Source organism: Rhizobium azibense, from assembly GCF_004342325.1.
GTDB lineage: Bacteria > Pseudomonadota > Alphaproteobacteria > Rhizobiales > Rhizobiaceae > Rhizobium > Rhizobium etli_B.
In genome coordinates this window covers 338936-362287 of sequence record NZ_SMBJ01000001.1, presented here as the reverse complement: position 1 = coordinate 362287, position 23352 = coordinate 338936, and the positions used below count along the sequence as shown (strand labels likewise).

Genomic DNA, 23352 nt, shown 5'->3' with positions numbered 1-23352 from the left:
AGATCATCTTCATGCAATTGCGAAGCGGCGACGATCGGCCGCCGGATTACCGCTTGCGGCAGACTCGTGAACCTCACGCTCAATCATCCCACCTGTATACGAATGCCTTTGGCGCCGTTAAGCAGCCGCCTCAGATGATAGCTGGCGAGCGGATCATCGGAGTGCGTGCCAACCAGCGCGGCGAAAGCCGACATGGCGGCGGCGCAATCATGCTCGAGCTTGGTAAAGGCTGTCATATACTGCTCCGTGACCGGCGCATGGAACTGCGTAGCCGACAAGGGCTCGTGGGCGCGCAAGGGCTCGCTGCGTCCGCGCAGGACAAGATCGCCGATCGGTCGCCCACTGAATTTCCTTGCCCCGCTCGCGACACTGTCGCTGACGCAAATCCGCGTACCCAGCGTCTTGTTCGCCGCTTCTAGCCTCGCGGCGATGTTGATTGTGTCGCCGTAGGCGGTGAAATCGAAGAAGCGATCACCGCCGAAGTTGCCGACCAGTGCGGGGCCTGCGTGAACGCCGATACGAGTGGTCCCGAAGTCAACGCCTTTCTGTTTCCAGCGCTCGCGAAACGCTTCTGCCCGTTGGTCGAGCGCTTGTGCGCAGGCGATTGCGCGGGTCGCATAGTCGGCCTGGTCGCCAGGTGCATTGAACAGCACCTGAATGGCATCGCCGATCACTTTGGCCACCGTTCCTTCGTGCGCGAAGACGACATCCGTCAGACCGCCGACATATTCGTTAAGCAACTCCGCCAGCACGCCGGGGACGGCTGTCTCGACGAACGAGCTAAAGCCCGTGATGTCCGTGAAGATCACGGCGATTTCGCGCCAGCGTACCTGCATATCATCGTCATCACCGCCAACGGCAAGGCGCTTGGCAAGTTCGGGCGAAAAATATCGCGACAACGACGCATGCGCGCGCTCCGCTTCCGCCTGGCGGCGGCGTGCCTCGCGCAAGACCTCGACGTGACGGATGGTCTTCAGGATCGTCGCTTCCAGATCGGCGAAATCGATCGGTTTGGTTAGGAAGTCGAAGGCACCGCGATTCATCGCGGTGCGTATATTACTCATATCACCGTAGGCCGAGACGATGATGGCCGACTTCTTGTCCTCTCGCTCCTGCAATTTTTCCAACAGTGAGAGGCCATCCATGCGCGGCATGTTGATGTCCATGACCACAAGATCGACATGGGGATGCTGCTCGATCGCCTGAAGCGCATCAACACCGTCATGCGCAAACAGGAAACTGATGCCTCCGTCGCGAACCTGCTTTCGGAATTTACGCAGAATAAGCGTCTCCAGGTCTGGCTCGTCATCGACCACGAGAACGGTTGCAGTCATGTGGCCGGTCCCAGTCTCGTCTCGACGACCTGGCGTAACTGGTCGAAGTCGATCGGCTTGGTCAGCAGGCCCTCCGCGCCTCTATCCAGCGCAGTCCTTCGTGTCTCGGCATCTCCATAGGCAGTGATCATGATGACAGGAACATCCGGCCTTCGTGCGCGCATTTCCGGCAGCATGTCGAGACCATTCATCCCGGGCATGTTAATGTCGGAGAAAATCAAAATCAGCGTTCGCTCGCCAGTGTCGGCAACGCGCCTCAGAGCCTGCGCTGCCGAGGCGGCAAAATCCATCTCGAAGCGCCGGGCGCGAAGATCGCGGCGGAACTGCTGGCGGAACAAGACTTCGACGTCCGCTTCGTCATCCACCACGAGAACCAATAGAGTCACGGCTCCTTCTCCGATTGTGCGAAACATTGCTTTCGCGGCAGCAAGATGGTGAACTCGGTAAACGCACCGGGCTCGGTGTCGACTTCGATCCTGCCGCCGTGCTGCTTCACGATGATGTCGTGGCTCATGGAGAGCCCGAGGCCGGTGCCTTCGCCAGGCGGCTTGGTCGTGAAGAATGGATTGAATATCTTTTCCTTGACCTCTGGCGGAATGCCTACTCCGTTGTCGCGGATTCGGATTTCGACGTGTTCGCCACGGTTGCGTGTGCTGACGCTGAGTTCGGGTTCAACGCCGAGCCTGTTATCGCCGCTTCGCTTGGCTATGGCATAGAAGCCATTGGATATCAGGTTCAGCAGCACGCGTGTGATCTCCTGCGGGAACATGTCAGCGACGCCGGCGTCGGGATCGAGCTCGCGTCTGAGGGTCATGTTGAACTGCGGCTTCTCAGCGCGCACGCCGTGATAAGCGAGGTTGAGGCTCTCTTCGACCAGTGCATTCACGTCCGTCCGCCGGTGTTCGCCGCCGCCTCCGCGCGAATGCAAGAGCATGTTCTTGACGATGGAATCGGCTCTCTTGCCGTGCTGCACAATCTTTTGCAGATTGTCCTTCAACAGGCCGCGTACTTCGTTGAGTTCGTCGCGAATATCGTGCGGGAGCGCGATCAGCGCCAGCGCTTCATTCAACTCATCCGTCAATTCGACTGACAGGGCCGCGAAATTGTTGACGAAGTTGAGCGGATTCTTGATCTCGTGCGCGATGCCGGCAGTGAGCTGACCGAGCGAGGCCAGTTTTTCGGTCTGCACCAGTCGGTCCTGTGCAGCGCGCAGATCGTCGAGAGACTTGGCGAGCAGCGTGGTCCGCGCTTGGACTTCTTTGAACAGCCGGGCGTTCTCGATCGCGATTACGGCCTGATCGGCGAACGTGTTGAGAAGGCTGATCTGGCTATCGCTGAAGGTCCCCGGCTCGGCGCGCGAAACACCGATCGTGCCGATAGCGACGCCCTCGCGAAGCATGGGCACCACGATAATGCTTCGGTATCCCCTGACGCGCGCCATCTCCTTGACGGCTTGAGGGACGCCGGGTTCGGTTTCGATATCGGAGCGGAACGCCATGGCCGAGTTCATTGCGGCCCGGCTGTGAATCCCCGACGATGTCAGCGGAGCAGGAAATGAAGCCTGGATCTCCTCGTGGCTTGCCCGGCTTCCCGCCGTGCATGCCGCCAGATGAAGCATGCCATCTACGACGCGCGTCACCAGCGCCGTTTGACCGCCGAGCAGCCGCCGCGAACTCTCGGAAATGACGTCGAAAACCAGTTGCACGTCGGTTCGCGACATGGATATGACGTTGAGAATTTGCGCAGTGACGGTCTGGCGTTCCAGCGCAATCGCCAGCTCTGATTGCAGATTGACATTCTCAGCCACCGCGGAGCGCAGTTGCCGCTCAAGCTCGTCCGTTCTGCGCCTCCTTTCGATGCTCATGGCTGATCATTCATAGTCTGAAGCGCGCGCAGTGCTTGATAGCGGCCTGGGGATAGCTGCAGGCTCACCGCCCGTAACGGCTGGCCCCCAGAGCACGCTCTCGGGCGGCATTGCCAGAGAAAGGCCGTTGGTCCTGCAACCGCGGTAGACAAGATCAATGACCTCGTTTTTGGCCGGCAGCCGGCTCGCCGGGCTCGCCACCCAGAACTGCAGCTCGACCTCGATCGCCATCGCATCGATCGCTTTGAGCGCGATGGCCGGCGGCGGAAACTTAACGATTCGCTCGCAGTTCTGCAGAATACCCAGCATGACCTCTTCAACGACGCATGGCGCGTGGGTGGCGGCAATGTGGACGGCAAACGCAATCCAGTGCGTTTCGTCGGGACGGCTGAGATTAGTCACCCCTTGCTTCGCCAAGACGCTGTTGGGTACTACCACCACATTGTGCGCGCTGGTCAGCAGGTTCGTGGAGCGCCAGTTGGTTTCGGCGACGCGCCCTTCCGTGCCATCGCTGAGCCGGATCCAGTCGCCAATGACATAGGCCCGCCCGAGCGTGAGCGCGATCCCCGAAAAGAGGTCGGCAAGCGTATTCTGCAGCGCCAGGCCGATGATGACGGCGACCACGCCCGAGGTCGCAACCAAAGGGGCTATTGGTGCGCCGAAGACGAAGCCGATGATCGACAGCGCCACGCCGAGATAAACGACGGCGACGACCAGATCCTGCAGGAGATGTGCCTCCCGCGGCTTGCGGTTGAGGCCGATATAGATGTGTACGAAGCCGATGATCGTCCAGGCAAGATGGGTCCACCAGAGGATCCTCGCGGATTTGGCAATCAAGACGCCGGCGCCCTGGAGCTCGGCCTGGTCGAGCCTGTAAGGTGAAATTCTGCCCAGCCCGAGCACCAGGCTCATCGTGGCGAAGAACAGAATTTGCACGACCAGGCGCCCGGTCGGACGGCTACGCCCCTGAATGTGCCATACGAGAATGCCGGCAATCCCCAGAATATTGATCAGGACGAGCGGCAGGAAATGGTCTTCGCCGAACATGGCCGAGCTCACCAGCGGTAATTTTTTAACGATTGGGAAAGGGGCCAAATGCCGCAGACGGCCGTTGGCCCTTTCGCCTATTTGTTGATCGGGAACGTCAGTTCCTTTTCGCTGCTGTCGACGACGAAAACAGCCAGCAGCCTGGCAGGCTTGGTCTTGCTGTCATTTTCGCTGACACCATGGCGATCGCCCGGCATTTCGGAGAAGCTTTCGCCCGCCTTGTAGACCTTGACGGGACCGTCGTTGACCTGGCTGCGGATCGCCCCTTCCAGCACCGTCGCATAAATGAAGGCCGAGTTGGGATGCGTGTGGGCCGAGGAGAAGCCTCCGGGACCGTATTCGACAAGAACGCCTTTCATGCTCTTGCCCGTAACATTCGGCAATTCGTGTTCGTAAACCAGCGTGACCTTAGCATCCTTGCTACCGGCATCGCCGGCAGCGGCGGCAGCGGACAAGAGAGCCGTCATGGTAAAGGCAGTGAGGATTAACTTGATCATAGCGAAACTCCATTCGTGAGGTCGGAAGGTGCGCCGCCTCATGCGGCGCATCGGTTTTCGGTCATTTCCGCGCCGAGGTTTCAAACCACTGCTCGAAGGTAATGCGACCGATACGGGGATTGTTGTCGGAGACGAGCGAGCCGTCCTCCAGCTTGGTGCCGAAATAGTGGGATTGCGGATCGGCGACGACCTTGCGGGGGTCGCCCATCGCCTTCAGGTAACGGGCGACGAAATCGCAAAGCCGGGCACGCTCCGGGCCTGAAATCTCGATGATGCCGTTCACCGGCGCTGCAAGGGCCGCATCCGCTACGAAATCTGCGACGTCATCGGCGGCGATCGGCTGCATAAAGCCCGTCGACAGGCGGGTCGTATCGCCGACGGTGCCCGACTGGGCGATCCCGCCGAGGAATTCCATGAACTGCGTCGAGTGGACGATCGTATAGGGAATGCCGGCATCCCTGATGATCTTTTCCTGAGCGACCTTGGCGCGCATGTAGCCGCTGTCGGGCAGGCGATCAACGCCGATGATAGAAAGCGCGATGTGGTGCTTTACTCCGGCGACCTTTTCCGCCGCCGCCAGATTGCGCCCCGATGTCTCAAAGAATTCGAGCACAGCCTTGTCCTCGAAGGACGGCGAGTTTGCGAGGTCGATAACGACCGAGGCCCCGGCGAGCGCCTCGGCGAGCCCTTCGCCGGTGATCGTGTTGACGCCGGTGTTCGGAGCGGCGGCAATAACTTCATGGCCTTGCTTGCGAATGCGGTCGGCTGTCTTTGAACCGATCAGGCCGGTTCCGCCAATGATGACGATTTTCATGAACTTCTCCATATGCGGCCGCTCGGCGCGCCGCTGTTGTTCGTTTTCGAAGGTGGTCACCTTGGTCCAGGCTGGCCTTTCGAAGCCGTGGATCTGTCGGCAGAGCCGCACGCTGAACCAATATGCGGTCAGTAGTCCCAGAAGATCGGGACCCAGCGAAACGCATCGCCGTCGATTGCCACCCGGCCAACGGACGGGAACGGCAGGTGAGTGGCGACAAGCTGTTCGCCAGTCCGCGCCAGCTCCGTCAGAAGTCGGACGCGAACGCGTGCCGCCTCCTCGGGATCGTGCTCGAAACCGTTGAACCAGTCGGGGTGATCGAAGCCGACCGCAAAAACGGCATCGCCAGCAAATGTCAGCCGGTCGCCGCCGGATGCCAGACGGACGACGCTGTGTCCGGGCGTATGGCCACCTGTGCGCTGGACGACCACGCCTGGTGCCACCTCATGTTGCTCATCGAACTGCCGCAGATGGCTACGGTATTCTGCCATGAACCGCTTGGCGGTTGCCTTAAGAGCGTCCGGGAATCCCTGCGGCATGTGGACGTGGGTAAAGTCGGGCGCTTCCCAAAACGTGACTTCGGTGGCTGCCACGTGAATCTGCAGATCCGGCCGCAGCCGGTCCTTCACACCTTCGACGAGGAGACCGCCGATATGGTCCATGTGCAAATGGGTAAGCACAATATCGGTCACAGACCCAAGATCAATGCCGGCCGAGTCCAATCGCCTGACCAACTGGCCAGCCCGGGGGAGGTTCAAATTCGGATCCAGTCCAAGCCCTGCGTCGATCAGGATGGTCCGATCACCGCTACGCACCAAGGCGACGTTGAGCGACCAGTCGAAGGCATCCGCTGGCAAGAACATCTCGCCCAGCCAGGCCGCCCGGACGGCTGGATCAGCGTTATGCCCCAGCATTTCAGTAGGCAGCGGTAGCACCCCATCGCTGACCACCAGAACGTCAATCTCGCCGACCCGCACCGCGTAGCGCGACGGGACCAACTCGTCGGGTCCTCTTCTACCGAGTTGTGAGTTGTTGTCCAAGCTCATGTTGGTCTCCTGGTTAGCAATCGAACGGGGTTTTGTTTCTGTCTGCGGCATGATGCGCTCCTGTTTTCGCGTGATTGAAACGTGTCGGTTACAAAGCCACGGCGCGAATTTATGTTGAGGCACGTTTGGCGGTCGATCCTGCCAAGGAAGAGGAATGGCCATACGTGAGGATAGGGTTGCCTATGCTCTCAGTGCGGCCGACCGCAGCGGAGATTTAGTGAAGTGGCTGGCATGAAGGAGCAGACGCGTTGCATTGGACCTTTTCGGGCGGATTCATCCGCCCGACGCGTTCGCGTCTGCTCGGCGATCAAGCGGCGCGCTTGTGGTCTGCCGGATGCTGCAGTCGAAAGCCGATCGCCAGCCGGTTCCAGGCATTGATCATGGCGATGCCGATAGAGAGGACCAGGAGTTCGTCTTCCGAAAAGACGCTGTGGGCAACTTCATAATCTGCATCGCGCGCACGGCTCTCGGCGATATTGGTCAGCGACTCGGCCCAGGCGAGTGCTGCGCGCTCACGGTCGCTGTAGAGCTGCGATTCGCGCCAGGCGCTCAGAAGAAGCATACGCTCTTCCGTCTCGCCCTGCTTCAGCGCGTCCTGACGATGCATGTGCAGGCAATGGACACAGCCGTTGATCTGCGACACGCGCACCTTGACGAGCTCCATTAGTTTGGGATCGAAGCTCTTGGCAATCCAGGCCTCGACGGCGACGAGGCCATCGATGCCGTCATTCTTCCTAGCCAATATGTTCAGACGTTTGGTCATCCTGCTCTCCGTGGATTGGTTGTGATCGGGTCGAAGCCACGCGGGTCGCCCGGATCACCAACTATCCACGGCAGCGCGGATCATCCATCTGGCCGGAAGGCGCTCCGGTTAACATCTGATGGAGCTGAGCCTTGCCGATCGATCATGTTTCTCACCCGTTTGGGCCACCTCCTCCTATACTTCGGCAGTGGACGGGCCCGTCCCACGTAGGATGGTTTGCGACCGCAAACCCACGCATTCTCCCGGCACAAGCAACCGCGGCGTTAGGAGAAAGCAGATGCTCAGTATTATCAAGACCTTGGCGCTTGGCGCCGCGATCGCAACGCTGACTGTCGCAAGCGCGCAGTCCCAAGATGACGATCTCAAGCCGACAATCGTTCTCGTTCATGGCGCCTTTGCCGAATCGTCGAGCTGGGATGCTGTGATCGCCCGCCTGACCAAGGATGGCTACGTGGCGATCGCGGCAGCCAACCCGCTTCGCAGCGTCGCGTCCGATGCGGCATCTGTCGCGGCGGTCGTTCGCGCCATCCACGGACCGGTGGTTCTAGTCGGCCACTCCTATGGCGGACCGGTCATCACCGAAGCCGCAAACGGCAATCCGAACGTGAAGGCCCTGGTCTATGTCGCGGGTTTCATGCCGGATACCGGCGAATCCAGCCTCACCCTGTCCGGCAAATTCCCGGGCAGTACGCTTGCCAGTGCGCTCGCACCCGTGACGCTGCCCGATGGCACGCAGGACCTCTACATCCAGCCATCCAAATTTCATCTCCAGTTCGCTGCCGACGTTTCAGATGACAAGGCGGCGCTGATGGCTTCGGCGCAGCGTCCGGTCGCCCAGGCCGCGCTCGTCGAACCCTCCGGCGCCGCCTCTTGGAAGCTGCTGCCCTCCTACATGATCTACGGGTCTGCCGACCGCAACATTCCGCCAGCAGTCATGCAATTCATGGCCGAGCGGGCACACGCCGCAAAGACCGTCGTGGTCGATGGGGCCTCGCACGCGCTCATGGTCTCCCATTCCGGCGAAGTCGCCGCTCTTATCGAAGAAGCGGCATCCGCCCGGTGAACGGCCGCATTGTCGGTCCGGAGAAGTTCCGCCCAAACGAAATTGCGGACCCGGTTCCTGAAGTCGCTCGGCCGGCGTCGGCTTTCAGGACTGATTCAACCAACGACCAGCCGAAAATGGGATCGCCCGCAAAAGGTCACGTGCTGGCGTCTGGTCGCCCGCCGGCACAAACGCCCTGGTCGTTCGATGCGATCAGCTGAACTTCCCCACAGTCCACAGATGCTTTCGGCCCATAGTTTTCCGGGCCGGCAGTCTCCATCCTCGTTCGCATTTCAATCATCGTGAAGGATAAAACATGCAGGACATTTCAAAACCACCAGCTGTCGGCGTCTCACGCCGCGACGCCCTGCTCGGCAGCCTCACCGCCGGTATTGCAGCGGGCTTGCCCGCGGTTGCCGCCGCAAAGACTCCAATGCAGCCTCTCCCCGCCACCATCAATCACGGAAAGCAAGCCATGAGCACGATCACCACCAAGGACGGCACAGAAATCTATTACAAGGACTGGGGCACCGGACCGGTCGTCACCTTCTCGCACGGCTGGCCGCTGAACTCCGATGCGTGGGACGGTCAGATGCTCTTCCTCGCCCAGCACGGCTTCCGCGTCGTGGCGCACGATCGCCGCGGCCATGGACGCTCCAGCCAGCCGACGTCGGAAAACGACATGAACGGATACGCCGACGATCTGGCGGCCGTTATCGAGGCGCTGGACCTCAGGGACGCAACACTGGTCGGTCACTCCACCGGCGGCGGCGAGGTCGCCCGCTATATCGGCCGGCACGGTACGAAGCGCGTTGCCAAGGCCGTCCTCATCGCCGCCGTGCCGCCGGTCATGGTGAAATCGGCGACGAATCCGGAAGGCCTGCCGATCGAGGCGTTCGACGCGATTCGCGCTGGCCTCGTCAAGGATCGCTCGCAATTTTACCGTGACCTTGCCCTTCAATTCTACGGCGCCAATCGACCCGGCTCGAATGTTTCCCAGGGCACGCTCGACCAATTCTGGCTCTGGAGCATGCAGGCGGGTCTCCTGAACGCCTATGAATGCGTCAAGGCATTCTCAGAAACCGACTTCACCGAAGATCTGAAGAAGTTCGATGTGCCGACACTCGTCCTGCACGGGGAGGACGACCAGATCGTGCCGGTCAAGGATTCCGCCGTCAAGTCTGCCCGGCTGATCAAGGGTGCCAAGGACATCTACTATCCCGGCGCGCCGCACGGCATTACCGCCACGCATCAGGACCAGGTCAACGCCGACCTGCTCGCCTTCCTCAAGGCCTGATCCAGGCGGGATGCGGAGCAGACCGCCGTGCTTCGCATCCTGTCCGTGCTTGGCGCGGCAAGTCGCGCCATTTCCATTCCCGCCCTTTCCATCGTCGCCGTTTTGGAGGAGATCCAACATGCCGAAGACCTGGCTCATAACCGGCAGCGCCAGCGGGATCGGCCGTAGCACGGGCGAACTCGTGCTCGCGCGCGGCGACAACCTTGTCGCGACCGCCCGTAACGTCAACCGCCTCCTCGACCTTGCGCGCCGCTACGGCAAGCAGGTAGCCCTCATTGAACTCGATGTGACGGACATGTCGGCATCGCGCGGCGCAGTCGCAACCGCGATGGAACGGTTCGGACACCTCGACGTGCTGCTGAACAACGCCGGCTATGCGCATCTCAGCCCTTTCGAACAGGTCTCTGAAGATGATTTCAAGGCGGAGATCGACACCAATTTCTACGGCGTGGTCAACCTGACGCGCGCAGCACTGCCCGTAATGCGCCAGCAGAAATCAGGACATATCATCAACATTTCGTCCAGCTCGGCGCGCTTCGGCAGTCCCGGTTCCACCGCCTATGGTGCCGCCAAATGGGCGGTGAGCGGTTTCACCGCTTCGCTCGCCAAGGAGGTCAAGCCGTTCGGCGTGAAGGCCATCGCCGTCGAGCCAGGCAGCATCCGCACGAATTGGACACGGGTCGCCCGCGCTCATGTCCCGCCGCTGCTGCCGGAATACGAATCGACCATCGGCGCGATCATGAAGATAACGGAGGGCTATGCCGGCACCGAGCCCGGCGACCCCGACAAGGTGGCCGCCGTCATCTTCGATCTTTCCCGCCGGGACGATCTGCCGGAAGAGCTCGTCCTCGGAAGCGACGCGCTGGCGCGAATTGCCCAGAACGACGTGGTCCGATCGACGGCCGCGCTCCAGTGGAACGAGGTCAGCCGGTCGACGGACTTCAACGAGGATGCCACGTTCTTGCGGCTTTTGGACTGAGACAGGAACCCTCCAAGCGGATGTCGGATACTATCGATCATTGACAGTTTTCCACCAGGGGCGGCCAAGCGACGGCATCACCGCCAGTACATGGATTTCCATAAGTTGCGGCCGTGCAGCGGCGCGAATAGTGTACGAAACGGGATCGCTGACGCTGCTATCGAGACTAGCCATTCGATATGCTGGCGCCGCCCAGGTTTCGTTTTCCCTGCAGGAGCCGCCGATGACGCGCGTCTGGTCTTACCGCCCTCAACTCCTGCACCTGGGTTTATTTTTTGCGGCCTATGTCCTGGGTTGCGGCTTCGCACAGGCACTTGCGATCGTACCCGGAACAGGCATTTCCATATGGCCTCCGAGCGGGCTTTTCATTGCAACCCTTATCCTCGCACCCAAGCAGAGCTGGCCATGGTGGGTGCTGGTCGGCTGCCTCGGCGAGCTGTTCGGCAATGTCTTGTGGTTCCAAAGCCCGCTGCCTGCCGCCGTCCTGATTTATGCCGGCAACGCGCTCGGAGCCACGGTCGGGGCGTGGCTCGTAAACCGGACTTTGGGTGGGCCGGCGCGGCTGGAAACCTTGCGGGAAGTTCTTGTATTCGTCGTATTGGGCGCTGGAGTTGCCCCAGTGGTCAGCGCGACGATCGGAAGTGCGACGCTTGCCTGGTTCGGCATATTTTCGCAAACTTTCTTGGGAGCCTGGCCTCTCTGGTGGATCGGGGATGCCACTGGGGTCCTGATCGTCGCGCCACTCGCGCTGGTCGTGATCCAGAACTGGAACGGCAAGGCCGAGCTAACGGCTGCGCGATGGATAGAAGCGTGTGCCGTGGGACTTATCCTTCTCGGCGTCGCGGCCCTTTCGCTCGGCGGCTACCTGCCTTTCGCATATATCATCATGCCGCCGCTGCTTTGGGCCGCGGTGCGCTTTGAGTTCAAGGGGGCTGCCGTTACCCTCGCCCTCCTCGCGCTCATAACCGCGATCTTCACGATATCCGGCGCCAGCCAGTTCGCCGGAAATGCCGAGGATCAGCGCCACAACCAGATCATGCTGCAACTCTTCCTGGCGATCTCGGCATTTTCGGCCCTGGTTGTGGCCGCCATATCCCGGCAGCACCAACTCGCGTTGCTGACATTACGCCAGAGTGTGGAAGCCCTGCGCGACCGAGAGCGAGAGCTTTCGCAGATCGTGAACATGGTCCCAGTCCACATCAGACGGCTGACGCCCGAAGGCGAGCCGACCTTCTTCAACAAGCGCCTGGTGGATTTTTTCGGGTTTGATCTGCAACAGTTGAAAAGGCCAGGCACAAGCCAGCTCGTGACAAACATTGAGACTCTTGTCCATCCAGATGATGCGAATGGCCTGTTACAAGCGGTGCGCAACGCCGTCGCCACAGGCGAACCATACTCGATGAAATATCGCATGCGTCGCGCCGACGGCGTGTATCGCTGGGTTGACGGCCGGGCGGAACCACTGCGAGACGAAGGCGGGAAGATCTTGCAATGGTACGCAATCTCCATCGACATCGATGATGAGGTGCGCGCGCTGGAGGCCTTGCGCGACCGGGAGCGGGAGCTCTCGCAGCTTGTGGACGCCTTGCCAGTCCACATCTGGAGCTGGACGCCTGCTGGCGAGCTGGCCTACGTCAACAAGCGATCTTTGGAGGATCTCGGCCTTTCCAAGGCGAACTTCGAAGATACCGTCCGGGTGGCGCAAAAGCTGGTTCATCCCGAAGACGCCCCCGAGGTGCTGCGAGCGTCGGCCAACTGCCTTAAAACTGGCGACGCCTTCATGATGCGGTATCGCCGGCGTTGGAAAGATGGCAACTATCGCTGGATAGAGGCGCGCGCGCAGCCTCTGCGCGATCAGAATGGAGCGATCGTTCACTGGTATCAGGTGTCTATCGACATCGACGATCAGGTGCAGGCCGAAGAGGCGCTTAAGAGCAGCAAGCGGCAGTTGGAGCAAATGATCGATGCCATGCCCTTCAATATCCTGAGTTTCGCCGCTTCAGGCGAGATGACCTACACCAGCAAGCGATATCTCGACGACGTTGGTTTGCCGACGGCAGACATCAAAGACTTCGATGCGCTGGCCCGAGACGTGGCTCACCCCGACGACTATCCAACAATGTTTCAAAGGGCATCGGATGGCTTTGCGACCGGGCAGCCTTTCGTGAACCGGTTTCGCCGGCGCAACAAGCAGGGCGTCTATCGCTGGATAGAGGCGCGCGCCCAGCCTCTGCGCGATGCAGATGGCACAATCGTGCAATGGTACATTGCTTCGATCGACATTGAGGACGAGATGCGCGCGCAGGCGGCATTGCGCGAGAGAGAACGCTTCCTTTGGCAACTGGTGGAAACACTGCCGGCGATGATCGATTGTACTGCGCCGAACGGCGAACCAGTCTATCGCAGCCAGCAACTGCGCGAGTTCCTTGGCTATGAGCTGGAGGAACTGGATGGGAAGGCCAAATCGCGGCTGAACGGCACGCTCGATGCCGGGGTCCATCCCGACGATGTCGCGGGCGTCAAGGAGCAATATGCCCATTGCCTGGCGACCGGCGAACCCTATCTCAGGAAGCACCGCCTGCGGCGCTTCGACGGCGAATATATCTGGGTGGAAACGCGCGCCGCGCCGATGCGCAAGGACGACGGCACAATCGTGCAATGGAACGTCATCTGCCTGGATATCGATGGCGAGGTGCGGATGCAGGAAGAGCTGCGCCTGGCGCAGGAGCGGCTTTCGCGCGCCAGCCAAGCCGCGAGCCTCGCGGAGCTGTCGGCCTCCATCGCCCACGAGGTGAATCAACCCTTGGCGGCGATCGTCGCCAATTCGCATGCGTGCTACCGCTGGCTATCGGCTGAGCCAGTCAATGTCGCGCGCGCCAAGATCACGACCGAACGGGTCATCCGCGACGCCAACTCGGCGGCGGAAGTCGTCGGCCGTGTCCGGGCGCTGTTCAAGCAATCTGTGGAGAATAGGATCAGCCTGTCGCTCTCCGGCGTCATCACCGAGGCGTGTAACCTGGTGGCAGGGGAGGCTTTGCGCCGTCGCACGCGGATCGACATCGACGTGGAAGGCAAGCTTCCGCCTATTACGGTCGACCGCATCCAGATTCAGCAGGTCCTGGTCAATCTCATGCGCAATGGCATGGAGGCAATGGAGGCTGTCGCAGGGGAAAAAGCTCTCGATGTGCGCGCCCATCGCGTGGGCAGCGAGGTGCAGACCGAAATAGGCGACCGGGGAAATGGCATCGAGTTCCCGGATCAGATCTTCGAACCGTTCTTCACGACGAAAGAGAACGGAATGGGCATGGGTCTCGCCATCTGCCGTTCGATCGTCGAGGCGCATGGCGGGCGTTTATGGGCCGAGAAAAATGAACCGCATGGCTCGCGGTTCATTTTTACCTTACCGATCGTAGAGAAAGCGGCACCATGACACCGGATGACCATGTTGTTTTCATCGTCGACGATGACGAACGCATCCGGGAGGCGCTCGGCGAGCTCCTGGAGACCCACGGCATGCGCGCCATCGCATTCGGTTCGGCCGGTGATTATGTGGACGCCGAGAAACCGGATCTACCTGCCTGCCTGATACTCGACGTTGAATTGCCCGATATCAACGGCCTCGAACTGCAGGGGCAGATCGCCGAGGGCGATCATCCGCCGATCGTCTTCATTACCGGCCATGGCGACATCCCCTCTTCGGTGCGGGCGATCAAGCACGGTGCAGTGGATTTTCTCACCAAACCGTTTAGCGACGCAGACCTTATGGCTGCGGTGCATATGGCAATTTCCGAGGATCGGCGAAAGCGATCTGAGCGGGCTGAACTCGACATGCTGAGACAACGCTATCTCGAACTGACGCCACGCGAACGCGACGTGCTGCCGCTCGTGGTCAGCGGCCTGCTCAACAAGCAGGCGGCATCCCAACTTGGAATAAGCGAAGTGACACTGCAAATCCATCGGAGGAATGTAATGCAGAAAATGGCGGCAGCATCGCTTGCCGATCTGGTGCGCATGGCAGAGCGATTGGGAATACCGATCACCCATTCGCGCCGTGCAGGAGGAAATTGAGCATGGAGAAGACAAGACCGATCGTCGCCGTAGTCGATGACGATGCAAGGCTGCTCGAATCGCTGGAGGAGCTGCTGGAATCGGCCGGCTATGCAGCTTGCTGTTTCCGGTCGGCTGAGCATCTGCTGACCCGCGGCCTGTCGAACCTGGATTTGTTGATCACTGATATTGGCATGCCGGGCACGAACGGCTTTGAGCTTCGTGACATCGTCAACAAGGCGCGTCCGGAACTACCGGTATTCCTGGTCACCGGCCGTCACGAGATCGCCGACCAGCGCCGCGCCAAGGGCGTCGACGGCTTTTTTCGAAAGCCATTCGATGCGCCTGCCCTACTCATCGCGATAGGGGAAGCTTTGCAGAAATCGAAAAATGGAGGGTGACATGAGAATTGACCAGCCGCTCCGGAGATCGGCACCGCTGTCGCAGCATCACAAGAATGACACATGTGAACCCATCGTCGTCATTGTCGATGACGATGCGGCCGTGCGCGAGGCCTTGTCGGAGCTGATCCTCTCGGCGGGCTTTCAGCCTGTAAGCTTCGCCTCGACCCGTGAAGTGCTCGACGCCGACATACTGGACAGCCCCGGCTGCCTGATCCTTGACGTACGCATGCCTGGGGCGAACGGCCTTCACCTGCAGCACCATCTGGCGGAGAGCGGCAATGCGAAGCCGATCATCTTCCTGACTGGACATGGCGATATTCCGATGACCGTGCAGGCGATGAAGGCAGGCGCCGTCGATTTTCTCACCAAGCCGGTGCGCGACCAGACGCTGCTCGATGCGGTGATCGCCGGCATTGCGCTCGACGCGTCGCGACGGGCCAACGCTCTCGTTGTCAGGCGCAACATCGAACGCCTGGAGACGCTGACGCACCGCGAGCGCGAGATCCTGCGTGAAGTGGCGCGGGGGCGGCTCAACAAGCAGATCGCCTTCGACCTCGGGATACGCGAGGTCACGGTCAAGTTGCACCGCGCCAATGTCATGCGCAAGATGGAGGCCGGGTCGATCGGCGAGTTGATCAGGGCTTGGGAGACGCTGCCCATGGCGATGCGCGAGGCCGGCGGCGGCTGGTTTTGACGGGATCGATCCTGCTCGGGGATATCGATGTCGCAGATGGGACATTGTACTTACATCGCTTCCACGGCTCTCGCCTCACGGGCTATGAAGTCGCCGAACAGTTTGACGCGCGAAGGCACGGTGCGGCCGAAGGCGTGCAGCGCATTGAATGACAGGCTCGGAAGCGCGATCTCCGATGCAACCGTGACAAGCGCACCTGCTTGCAATTCCTTCGCCGCCAGACACCGCAGCAGATAGGCAGCACCCAACCCAGCGAGCGCCGCCTGGATGAGCGCGGCGCCTGAATCGCAATCTACGCGACCGGCGGGAACAAAGCTGCTGCCGTCTGCCAGACGTACAGGCTGGATCAAGCCCCCGAGCACGTAACGGGCAAAGGGCACGACTGCCAGATGTTCGACAGACAGCGGATTGCCCCAGGTTTCAAGAAAAGCCGGAGATGCGACGATCGCCATCGGCAGGTCGGCCAGGTGGCGGACGATCAAATCGTCTTGCGTCGGATTGCCAGCGCGCAACACGACGTCATAATCCTCCCGGATCAGATCGACGAAGCGGTCAGTAAGGCCGATATCGAGATGTAAGTTGGGATTGTCGGCCGCAAAGCCTGTAAACAGCCGCGGCAGCAGCAGGGGCGCCAGCTCGCTTGGCATGCTAACGCGCAGGCGGCCGGAGAGTGCGGCATCGGCTCCGATCCCCTCGTCGCTCGAATCCAGATCCCGCAAGAGCGGTGCGACGCGCTCAAAGAAAATCTGGCCGTCCTGTGTCAAGGTCAGGGCCCGGGTGGAGCGCAAGAAGAGACGCGCGCCGATCTTCTTTTCAAGCCTCGCCACGCTCTTCGACACCGCCGATGGCGTAGTATCGAGGTTGCGTGCCGCGGCGCTGAAGGAACCGGCCTCCACCGTTCGCACAAAGGCCATCAATCCAGAAGTCTCGTTCAGCAGGTTCGGCATTTGCAACTCCGCGGCACAGATCATGTGCCTGCCCATGATCTAATGGATGAGAGTGCCGGCGTTTATCTCAATCTCAGTTGAAAGGAGATAAACAATGCAACATCTAAAAGACAAGGTCGCCGTTATCACCGGTGGAAATAGCGGCATCGGCAGGGCGACCGCCAAGCTTTTTGCCGAGGAAGGCGCGAGGGTCGTCATCACCGGCCGGCGCCAGGATGTTGTCGACCAAGCGGTGCGCGACATCGGTCATCATGCCATTGGCATCGTGGGCGACGTCGCCGACCTCGAACATCACCACGAGGTGGTGGACATGGTGGAGAACCATTTTGGTGGCCTCGATATCTATATTGCCAACGCCGGCGTCATCAATCTCACCGCGTCCCACAATGTGACGCCGGAAGACTACGACCGGCATTTCGCCATCAACACGCGCGGCGTGTTCTTCGGTGTGCAGACGATCGCACCACTGATCCGCGATGGCGGCAGCATCATCGTCACGAGTTCGCTAGCGGCGACAAAGGTATTGCCGGACCACGCGGTTTACGCCGGATCGAAGGCCGCCGTCGCAGCCTTCGCCAAAAACTGGGCGATCGAATTCAAGGCACGGCGCATCCGCGTCAACATACTCAGCCCGGGGCCGGTCGAAACGGAAATCCTCGGCAAGCTCGGCGTATCGGAGGCCGAACGTCCTGCATTCGAGCGTCACATGGCATCGATCATTCCGGCAGGGAGGATGGGACGGCCGGAGGAACTGGCGCGCGCCGCACTCTTCCTCGCCTCCGACGCGGGCAGCTTCGTCAATGGGATCGAACTTCATGCCGACGGCGGCATGACCCTGGCTTGAAAGGCTCGGAGAACGCCGGATACAGGGGCTCCCGGCAGATCGATCGGGAGTCGAGGCAGACCGGAAGCGAACCGGACGGCTTGACGCAGCAGTCGATCGCACAAGCTCGACGTGCTGCCGTTCCGGAGGCAGAAGATGCCATCATCCGCCGTCTTTGGCGTGGTATGAGGCCGGAATGCTTGACGCCGGCATCAAGGAATGAACCGCAGAAGCGCTAGAATGGCCAAAAGCCGGGGATATACGCCGCCGTTTCGCTCGTCCAATTCATAGCGGCATACTCGCGACCGCGCCATAAGCGACCTGAACAGCTCCCAGGAACATGACAAGGCAGATTACGAAACCAAGGACCTTGCCGAAATCCTTCATCGCCCTTTGGATCGTTGCTCCTCGCTGCGCTGCTCGTAAAGCTGCACGAGTTCGCGCCGTTGATTGACGTGTTCCCGCGCCAGTTCGCCACTTCGTCAAAGTCGCTGCGATCGTCCGGCCCGACACCGCGATCCAACAAGAACAAGGCCATTTCGCCCTGCTTTTCATGGGGCGTTGATCCGGGTCAAATGCGAGGTCGCGGAATCTCAGGGCCTTCGTTGGCTTTGGATCCTGCAGGCCGCAATGCTCGCAAGGCGTTGAGGATCACGGCGACATCGATTGCTTCCTGCAGCAACGCACCCTGCAGGGGCGGAAGAAATCCAAAGGCAGCTGCAATCATCCCGGCGATAGAAAGCCCGAGCCCCGCGACAATGCTCTGGCGTGCAATAACGACTGTCCTTTGTGCGGCGGTCAGCGCGTCAGCCAGAGGTTCGAGACGATCCACGAGCAAAACAACGCCAGCGGCCTCCGAGGATGCGGCCGCTCCGCGCGCCCCCAGCGCGACACCGACGTCGGCAGCAGCAAGGGCGGGGGCATCATTAATACCGTCGCCAACCATCATCACCGGACCGAAACGCCGCGCGGATCGAACGCATTCAACCTTTGAAGCGGGGCTTTGCTCACCGAGAATCTCCTCGATGCCAAGTGCTTCGCCGACATCCCTGGTGACCTCTGACCTGTCTCCCGATGCCAGAATTATTCTTACGATCCCCGCATCGCGCAGTTTGCGAAGTACGGTCACGGCTTCCGGGCGCACGGGATCTGCCATAACGATCAGCCCTGCCGCGACGCCATCGACTGCAACCGCCACCACGACTTCGCCCGTACCGCGCCCGGATAGAAACGCCCGCGGACTGCCCTGCAACACCCGGCGCTCCACGAAACCGCGGCCGCCGACAGTCACGCGATGCCGGCCGACAGTTCCATCGATCCCTGCGCCAGGCGATTCCGTGACATCGTTTGGCGGAACAAGGTTCAGGCCGCGTTCACGCGCAGCCGCAATGAGTGCTGTAGCCATGACGTGACCAGAAGCCTGATCGAGCGATGCGGCGAGACGCAGCAATTCGTTCTCATCGATCCACTTAGCATTTTTTATTGCGACAATGGCCGCCGCACCGCGTGTAAGTGTACCCGTCTTGTCCAGAATGGCGACGCGCACGCGGCTCAAAGCTTCCAGAATTCCGCCATCTTTCACGAGGCATCCGATGGCAGCGCAGCGGGAAATGCCCGACATGATGGCGACGGGGACGGCGAGGATGAGCGGACAGGGTGTGGCGATGACAAGAACCGCAAGGGCCCTGCGTGGGTCATTGGACAATAACCAGGCCGCCAGAGCCAGAGAGACGCTCACGGCGAGAAATACCAATCCGTAGCGATCTGCGAGGCGAGCCATCGGCGCCCTGCTCTTCTGAGCGGTTTCGACAAGACGGATGATCGCGGCGTATGTGCTTTCGGATGCCGAACGAATTGCCTTGATATCAAAGACGCCACCGACCGAGGTGCTGCCGCTTAGAACTTCGTCACCGATACCATGCATCCTGGGGAGGGCTTCGCCCGTCAAGGCAGACTGATCGAGGAGAGCATGATCTCTGACGACGATTCCATCGACCGGCAAAACCTCGCCCTGACGCACCATAAGGCGGTCGCCGGCCCTGATGTCTGCAATCGGAACCTCCTGCAGACAGCCGTCTTCGTATCGAAAGGCGGTTTGGGCGACGCGGCCAAGCAATGCCGTCATCTCGCGGGCAGCGCGCTGGGACGCGTATGCTTCCAGCATCTGGCCGCCGGCATACATCAAAGCAACGACATTGGCGGCAAGGGGTTCGCCGAATGAAAGGGCGAATGCCATCGACAGTGCTGCCAGGATGTCCAGCCCGAAATCACCGCGATGGAGAGAGCCGAACGTCTGCCACAACAGCGCTCCGAGGACCGGCAGGGTGAAAACCGTCCATACGAGCCGGGCATTGGCGGGATCCTTCAATAGCGCAAAGATCAGCCCTGCAGAAAGTCCGAGGACCGCAATGAGCGGCAGCCATATGTCGCGCGCTTTAGAGAGAAAGACTATCGGTCCGGTCGCTGTATTCGGGGTCATGATCGCTTCCACCGCCGTGGCTTACGCGCCAGACGCGGCGTCGCCTGATCTGTTTTGATCGACGACCTGATCAAAGCCGCTTCATCAGGCGCCGCATTGATCTGTCTCAAAACTGCATGGCTAGATCGGGCGCTTAGCCGCCCTGCTGATCGTTCGCTAGATGGAGAGAAGCACTTGCATTCGAACGAGTAGGCGCTCGTGGCGGAAATTGCGCTACATCAATGCCGGAGCTGCCGAAAAAGGAGAAAATAGACTTTGAATGGCAGCAATCCGTAAGAGGAGGAGTAAGACATGACTGCACGATATTTTCTTCCGCTGGCAACCTATCCCGATTCAAGCTCCGGACTGATCGTTTCGAACGCTGTATCCTTTGCTCAGTCCTGCGGCGCAAATCTTGACGTGTGTGCGATAAGGATCGAGATTCCGCACATCCCCAATGCATGGTCATCCTTGCTGTTGGATACGCCAAGGATGATCGAGCAGGCAGAAATATTGAGCCGCGATCGCGCTGCAACGCTGATGGCAGCCGCTACGAACCTCGCAGCGAACGCCAATGTTGCTCTCTCTACGCGAGAAATAAAAGCGAACTTGCCCTTGCTGCATGAGACGGCAGCAACGGAAGCGCGTTTTTTCGATCTGACCGTTCTCGAATGTAACCGGGAGGTTCCAGAGACGCGCAGCATTGCCGAAGCGGTGATCTTCGGTTCTGGCCGGCCAGCCGTCATATTTCCAAACAAGACCTTCGCAGGACCGATTGATCATCTGGTCATAGCTTGGGACGGAAGCCGGGCCGCCGCCCGGGCAGTCAACGATGCGGGCTCCTTCATTCGCAAGGCGCGACGGGTTTCGGTGCTGTCTTTGAGCGGCGAAAAGCCTGTCTCGGAAGCGAGCGGAGCGCGCCTGGCCAAGTACTTGGTCTCAAGCGGGGCCAATGCAGGCGCAACCGTTGCCAGGTTTACCTCGTCATCGATCGGCGCAAGCCTCCAACGGGCCGCGCTCGAGCTGGACGCTGACATGCTGGTAATGGGAGGATACGGACATTCCAGACTTCGAGAGTTTGTCCTCGGCGGAGCGACCGAAAGCGTCCTGGACGAGCCTCTCCTGCCTGTCCTCATGTCACATTGATAGGTGCTGTTGCGATGGTGGAAACGGCTGTGTTGCCGCGGTGTGATGAGGGCGGTCCTTGAAAATCTGCCGGCCGGCTCCGGCGGTAAATTATCGGTCGCCAACGCGGCGCCCCCTGGTGGTCTTATCGAGCTCGCTCCCCTGCGGTAGCACCCTTGCAGGACTGGACCTCGTGATCAATAGCTATCTGGAGGCGACCCAACGGTTGCGCTAACTGGTTTTCGCTTCAATGCCTTTGCTAAAGCAGTCCCGCGCCGATGGCGTCGTTCCGCTTCGCGTCCATGTTGCGTTTCCGTCAAACCAAATCTCTATTCCAAGCTTAGAATATAGGCCGACACGTCCTGAACATCGGTCGGCGAGAGTATTATGTTCGGCATGGTTGGATGACTTTGGGCCGTGAGCCAGACGTTGAGTGCCATGGCGGTCATTCCAGGTGTCGCAGCCACCGCTTCGAAGCTGGGCGCTTCGGCAACGGGGGATCGATTTTGACCTGCAAGGACGGCGTGGCATGTTGCACATACCTCAAGTGCGAGCCGGCGCCCGTGCAGAATATCCTGCGCTCGCGCTGCCGAACCCGTTGCAAAGATGCCGACAATGACTGCGACGGTCGCTGTTCGCATCGCGATATTCCATTGGATGCTCCCTGGATTGTGGGTTGAGACGACGATTGAGTTGCTCGCCGGTCGCACATGGTGATTAGCGGCGGTGGCTCACCTGTCGGTGCAGTTGCAACAATGCCGACCGTCTTGGCGAGGAACTTCGCTCCGTCGCAAATGTTCCGCCGCAGGCTTGATCACCCTCTTAATATATATTATATTTAATTATATAATGATCAGCTACAAGGTAACTCCATGACGATCTCCAAGATCTCTGACAGGCTTTCCGTGATGCCGCAGCCCGATATCGGCGACTTTCAGTCCTTGCGCGAGCAGGGGTTTACAGCGCTGATCAATGCGCGTCCGGACAACGAGGAGGCCGGCCAGCCTGGAACCGCCGCTGAAGAGCGGGCCGCCATCCAGTCGAACATGTCTTATTCCTACATCCCCATCACCATGGCGACTGTCACCGAGGCAGACATCATTGCGTTCCAGAAGGCTCTGAAGGATTCAGCCGGACCTGTCGTTGCCCACTGTAAGTCGGGAGCGCGCGCGCTTCATCTCTACGCGCTCGGCGAAGTTCTAGACGGGCGGATGAAGCCGCACGACGTGCTCCCATTCGGTCAGAGGAACGGAATCGACCTGTCGGTCGCCGCCAGGTGGGTCGAAAAGCGTGCTGCATCGCGCCCGCAGGTCAAGGGTTTCTTCGACAAGCGGACATGGAGCATTCAATATGTTGTGTCGGATCCCGAAACCGGCAAGTGCGCGATCATCGACCCCGTGCTCGACTTCGACGAGAAGGCAGGGGCGACGGCGACGCGCAGTGCCGACGCCATCCTTGAATACGTGCGCGGGAACGGTTTTTCGGTGGAATGGATCCTCGACACCCATCCGCATGCGGACCATTTTTCCGCCGCCCAGTACCTGAAGGAAAGGACGGGTGCGCCGACGGCAATCGGAGAACGCGTCGTCGACGTCCAGAAGCTCTGGAAGGACATCTACAACTGGCCCGAACTGAAGACGGATGGCTCGCAATGGGACCGGCTGTTTGCCAACGGCGAAACCTTCAACGTCGGCTCGATCGATGCGAAGGTGATGTTTTCACCGGGGCACACGCTAGCTTCCGTTACCTATGTGATCGGCGATGCCGCGTTCGTCCATGACACCATTTTCATGCCGGACAGCGGAACGGCTCGAGCCGACTTCCCCGGCGGCGACGCCCGAATGTTGTGGAGGTCCATTCAGGACATCGTCGCCCTTCCCGACGAAACCCGCGTCTTCACCGGGCACGACTATCAGCCCAATGGCCGCGCGCCGCGATGGGAGAGTACGGTCGGCGAACAGAAAAAGGCAAACTCGCATCTTGCCGGAATTTCCGAGGAGGCCTTTGTGAAACTTCGTGCCGAACGCGACAAAGCACTACCCATGCCGAAGCTTATCCTGCACGCGCTGCAGGTCAATGTGCGCGCCGGCCGATTGCCCGAGCCGGAAGCAAACGGCAAGCGGTATCTGAAATTTCCTCTGGACGCTCTCAAAGGGGCGGCATGGTGACTG

21 protein-coding genes are annotated in these 23352 nt (G+C 60.4%); 10 read left to right on the top strand and 11 right to left on the bottom strand.

What is annotated here, in order from left to right; translation table 11 throughout:
- Positions 1-83 precede the first annotated feature (83 nt).
- The 8 genes from EV130_RS01750 to EV130_RS01715 all read right to left on the bottom strand — a co-directional run bounded on the left by EV130_RS01750 (position 84) and on the right by EV130_RS01715 (position 7365).
- Positions 84-1334 carry an adenylate/guanylate cyclase domain-containing protein gene (locus tag EV130_RS01750; protein WP_132659054.1) on the bottom strand — a complete coding sequence of 417 codons (1251 nt, stop codon included), beginning with the start codon at positions 1332-1334 and terminating at the stop codon, positions 84-86.
- On the bottom strand, positions 1331-1720 hold the full coding sequence (locus EV130_RS01745) for a response regulator (protein WP_132659052.1): 390 nt from the start codon (positions 1718-1720) through the stop codon (positions 1331-1333). Before EV130_RS01745 ends, EV130_RS01750 begins: the two co-directional genes overlap by 4 nt.
- Positions 1717-3198, bottom strand: coding sequence for a sensor histidine kinase (locus EV130_RS01740; protein ID WP_132549514.1), 1482 nt, complete (start codon positions 3196-3198; stop codon positions 1717-1719). Before EV130_RS01740 ends, EV130_RS01745 begins: the two co-directional genes overlap by 4 nt.
- Positions 3199-3204: 6 nt before the next feature.
- Complete coding sequence (locus EV130_RS01735) at positions 3205-4245, bottom strand: mechanosensitive ion channel family protein (RefSeq protein WP_132549517.1); 1041 nt, start codon at positions 4243-4245, stop codon at positions 3205-3207.
- Between the two features lie 77 nt (positions 4246-4322).
- Positions 4323-4742: a cupin domain-containing protein gene (locus EV130_RS01730; protein ID WP_132549520.1), complete on the bottom strand. Its 420-nt coding sequence runs from the start codon at positions 4740-4742 to the stop codon at positions 4323-4325.
- Positions 4743-4803: 61 nt separating this feature from the next.
- A complete protein-coding gene (locus EV130_RS01725) occupies positions 4804-5556 on the bottom strand; it encodes an SDR family oxidoreductase (RefSeq protein WP_132659050.1) in 753 nt (250 codons plus the stop codon).
- Positions 5557-5684: 128 nt separating this feature from the next.
- On the bottom strand, positions 5685-6653 hold the full coding sequence (locus EV130_RS01720; protein WP_132549525.1) for an MBL fold metallo-hydrolase: 969 nt from the start codon (positions 6651-6653) through the stop codon (positions 5685-5687).
- A gap of 256 nt (positions 6654-6909) precedes the next feature.
- Positions 6910-7365: a carboxymuconolactone decarboxylase family protein gene (locus EV130_RS01715; protein WP_132659048.1), complete on the bottom strand. Its 456-nt coding sequence runs from the start codon at positions 7363-7365 to the stop codon at positions 6910-6912.
- A gap of 286 nt (positions 7366-7651) precedes the next feature.
- On the opposite strand from EV130_RS01715, the gene EV130_RS01710 reads away from it, so the two are divergent.
- The 7 genes from EV130_RS01710 (at position 7652) to EV130_RS01680 (ending at position 15828) form a co-directional block, all read left to right on the top strand.
- Positions 7652-8428 carry an alpha/beta fold hydrolase gene (locus EV130_RS01710; protein WP_425375561.1) on the top strand — a complete coding sequence of 259 codons (777 nt, stop codon included), beginning with the start codon at positions 7652-7654 and terminating at the stop codon, positions 8426-8428.
- A 295-nt stretch (positions 8429-8723) separates the two neighbouring features.
- On the top strand, positions 8724-9704 hold the full coding sequence (locus tag EV130_RS01705) for an alpha/beta fold hydrolase (protein WP_132659044.1): 981 nt from the start codon (positions 8724-8726) through the stop codon (positions 9702-9704).
- Positions 9705-9822: 118 nt separating this feature from the next.
- Positions 9823-10683 carry an SDR family NAD(P)-dependent oxidoreductase gene (locus tag EV130_RS01700; protein WP_132659042.1) on the top strand — a complete coding sequence of 287 codons (861 nt, stop codon included), beginning with the start codon at positions 9823-9825 and terminating at the stop codon, positions 10681-10683.
- 223 nt (positions 10684-10906) lie between these two features.
- Entirely contained in the window at positions 10907-14113 is a 3207-nt protein-coding gene (locus EV130_RS01695) for a PAS domain-containing protein (RefSeq protein WP_132659040.1), read from the top strand.
- Positions 14110-14751 (top strand): response regulator transcription factor, encoded by a 642-nt coding sequence (locus EV130_RS01690; protein WP_074063781.1) that lies wholly within the window; start codon positions 14110-14112, stop codon positions 14749-14751. Before EV130_RS01695 ends, EV130_RS01690 begins: the two co-directional genes overlap by 4 nt.
- 2 nt (positions 14752-14753) lie before the next feature.
- On the top strand, positions 14754-15131 hold the full coding sequence (locus EV130_RS01685; protein ID WP_074063780.1) for a response regulator: 378 nt from the start codon (positions 14754-14756) through the stop codon (positions 15129-15131).
- Between the two features lies 1 nt (position 15132).
- Positions 15133-15828: a response regulator transcription factor gene (locus EV130_RS01680; RefSeq protein WP_132659038.1), complete on the top strand. Its 696-nt coding sequence runs from the start codon at positions 15133-15135 to the stop codon at positions 15826-15828.
- Positions 15829-15878: 50 nt separating this feature from the next.
- Here the strand turns inward: EV130_RS01680 and EV130_RS01675 are convergent, their stop codons facing one another.
- The gene (locus EV130_RS01675) at positions 15879-16811 is read right to left on the bottom strand and encodes a LysR family transcriptional regulator (protein ID WP_207900844.1); all 933 of its coding nucleotides are present in this window, start codon (positions 16809-16811) and stop codon (positions 15879-15881) included.
- A 58-nt stretch (positions 16812-16869) separates the two neighbouring features.
- On the opposite strand from EV130_RS01675, the gene EV130_RS01670 reads away from it, so the two are divergent.
- Positions 16870-17619 carry an SDR family NAD(P)-dependent oxidoreductase gene (locus EV130_RS01670; protein WP_132659034.1) on the top strand — a complete coding sequence of 250 codons (750 nt, stop codon included), beginning with the start codon at positions 16870-16872 and terminating at the stop codon, positions 17617-17619.
- A 550-nt stretch (positions 17620-18169) separates the two neighbouring features.
- Here EV130_RS01670 and EV130_RS01660 read toward each other — a convergent pair.
- Positions 18170-20077: a heavy metal translocating P-type ATPase gene (locus EV130_RS01660; protein ID WP_132659032.1), complete on the bottom strand. Its 1908-nt coding sequence runs from the start codon at positions 20075-20077 to the stop codon at positions 18170-18172.
- A gap of 291 nt (positions 20078-20368) precedes the next feature.
- On the opposite strand from EV130_RS01660, the gene EV130_RS01655 reads away from it, so the two are divergent.
- Positions 20369-21202: a universal stress protein gene (locus EV130_RS01655; RefSeq protein ID WP_132659030.1), complete on the top strand. Its 834-nt coding sequence runs from the start codon at positions 20369-20371 to the stop codon at positions 21200-21202.
- Between the two features lie 308 nt (positions 21203-21510).
- Here EV130_RS01655 and EV130_RS01650 read toward each other — a convergent pair whose 3' ends face one another.
- Positions 21511-21822 (bottom strand): c-type cytochrome, encoded by a 312-nt coding sequence (locus EV130_RS01650; protein WP_132549551.1) that lies wholly within the window; start codon positions 21820-21822, stop codon positions 21511-21513.
- Between the two features lie 231 nt (positions 21823-22053).
- On the opposite strand from EV130_RS01650, the gene blh reads away from it, so the two are divergent.
- Positions 22054-23349, top strand: coding sequence for a bifunctional sulfur transferase/dioxygenase Blh (gene blh, locus EV130_RS01645; protein WP_132549554.1), 1296 nt, complete (start codon positions 22054-22056; stop codon positions 23347-23349).
- The last annotated feature ends 3 nt before the right edge of the window (positions 23350-23352 follow it).

Excerpts from the sequence above, each read along its gene's own strand:
- EV130_RS01750 (WP_132659054.1), bottom strand. The coding sequence starts at position 1,334 with ATGACTGCAACCGTTCTCGTGGTCGATGACGAGCCAGACCTGGAGACG.
- EV130_RS01740 (WP_132549514.1), bottom strand. The coding sequence starts at position 3,198 with ATGAGCATCGAAAGGAGGCGCAGAACGGACGAGCTTGAGCGGCAACTG.
- EV130_RS01735 (WP_132549517.1), bottom strand. The coding sequence starts at position 4,245 with ATGTTCGGCGAAGACCATTTCCTGCCGCTCGTCCTGATCAATATTCTG.
- EV130_RS01730 (WP_132549520.1), bottom strand. The coding sequence starts at position 4,742 with ATGATCAAGTTAATCCTCACTGCCTTTACCATGACGGCTCTCTTGTCC.
- EV130_RS01725 (WP_132659050.1), bottom strand. The coding sequence starts at position 5,556 with ATGAAAATCGTCATCATTGGCGGAACCGGCCTGATCGGTTCAAAGACA.
- EV130_RS01720 (WP_132549525.1), bottom strand. The coding sequence starts at position 6,653 with ATGCCGCAGACAGAAACAAAACCCCGTTCGATTGCTAACCAGGAGACC.
- EV130_RS01715 (WP_132659048.1), bottom strand. The coding sequence starts at position 7,365 with ATGACCAAACGTCTGAACATATTGGCTAGGAAGAATGACGGCATCGAT.
- EV130_RS01705 (WP_132659044.1), top strand. The coding sequence starts at position 8,724 with ATGCAGGACATTTCAAAACCACCAGCTGTCGGCGTCTCACGCCGCGAC.
- EV130_RS01700 (WP_132659042.1), top strand. The coding sequence starts at position 9,823 with ATGCCGAAGACCTGGCTCATAACCGGCAGCGCCAGCGGGATCGGCCGT.
- EV130_RS01695 (WP_132659040.1), top strand. The coding sequence starts at position 10,907 with ATGACGCGCGTCTGGTCTTACCGCCCTCAACTCCTGCACCTGGGTTTA.
- EV130_RS01690 (WP_074063781.1), top strand. The coding sequence starts at position 14,110 with ATGACACCGGATGACCATGTTGTTTTCATCGTCGACGATGACGAACGC.
- EV130_RS01685 (WP_074063780.1), top strand. The coding sequence starts at position 14,754 with ATGGAGAAGACAAGACCGATCGTCGCCGTAGTCGATGACGATGCAAGG.
- EV130_RS01680 (WP_132659038.1), top strand. The coding sequence starts at position 15,133 with ATGAGAATTGACCAGCCGCTCCGGAGATCGGCACCGCTGTCGCAGCAT.
- EV130_RS01675 (WP_207900844.1), bottom strand. The coding sequence starts at position 16,811 with ATGGGCAGGCACATGATCTGTGCCGCGGAGTTGCAAATGCCGAACCTG.
- EV130_RS01670 (WP_132659034.1), top strand. The coding sequence starts at position 16,870 with ATGCAACATCTAAAAGACAAGGTCGCCGTTATCACCGGTGGAAATAGC.
- EV130_RS01660 (WP_132659032.1), bottom strand. The coding sequence starts at position 20,077 with ATGACCCCGAATACAGCGACCGGACCGATAGTCTTTCTCTCTAAAGCG.
- EV130_RS01655 (WP_132659030.1), top strand. The coding sequence starts at position 20,369 with ATGACTGCACGATATTTTCTTCCGCTGGCAACCTATCCCGATTCAAGC.
- EV130_RS01650 (WP_132549551.1), bottom strand. The coding sequence starts at position 21,822 with ATGCGAACAGCGACCGTCGCAGTCATTGTCGGCATCTTTGCAACGGGT.
- blh (WP_132549554.1), top strand. The coding sequence starts at position 22,054 with ATGACGATCTCCAAGATCTCTGACAGGCTTTCCGTGATGCCGCAGCCC.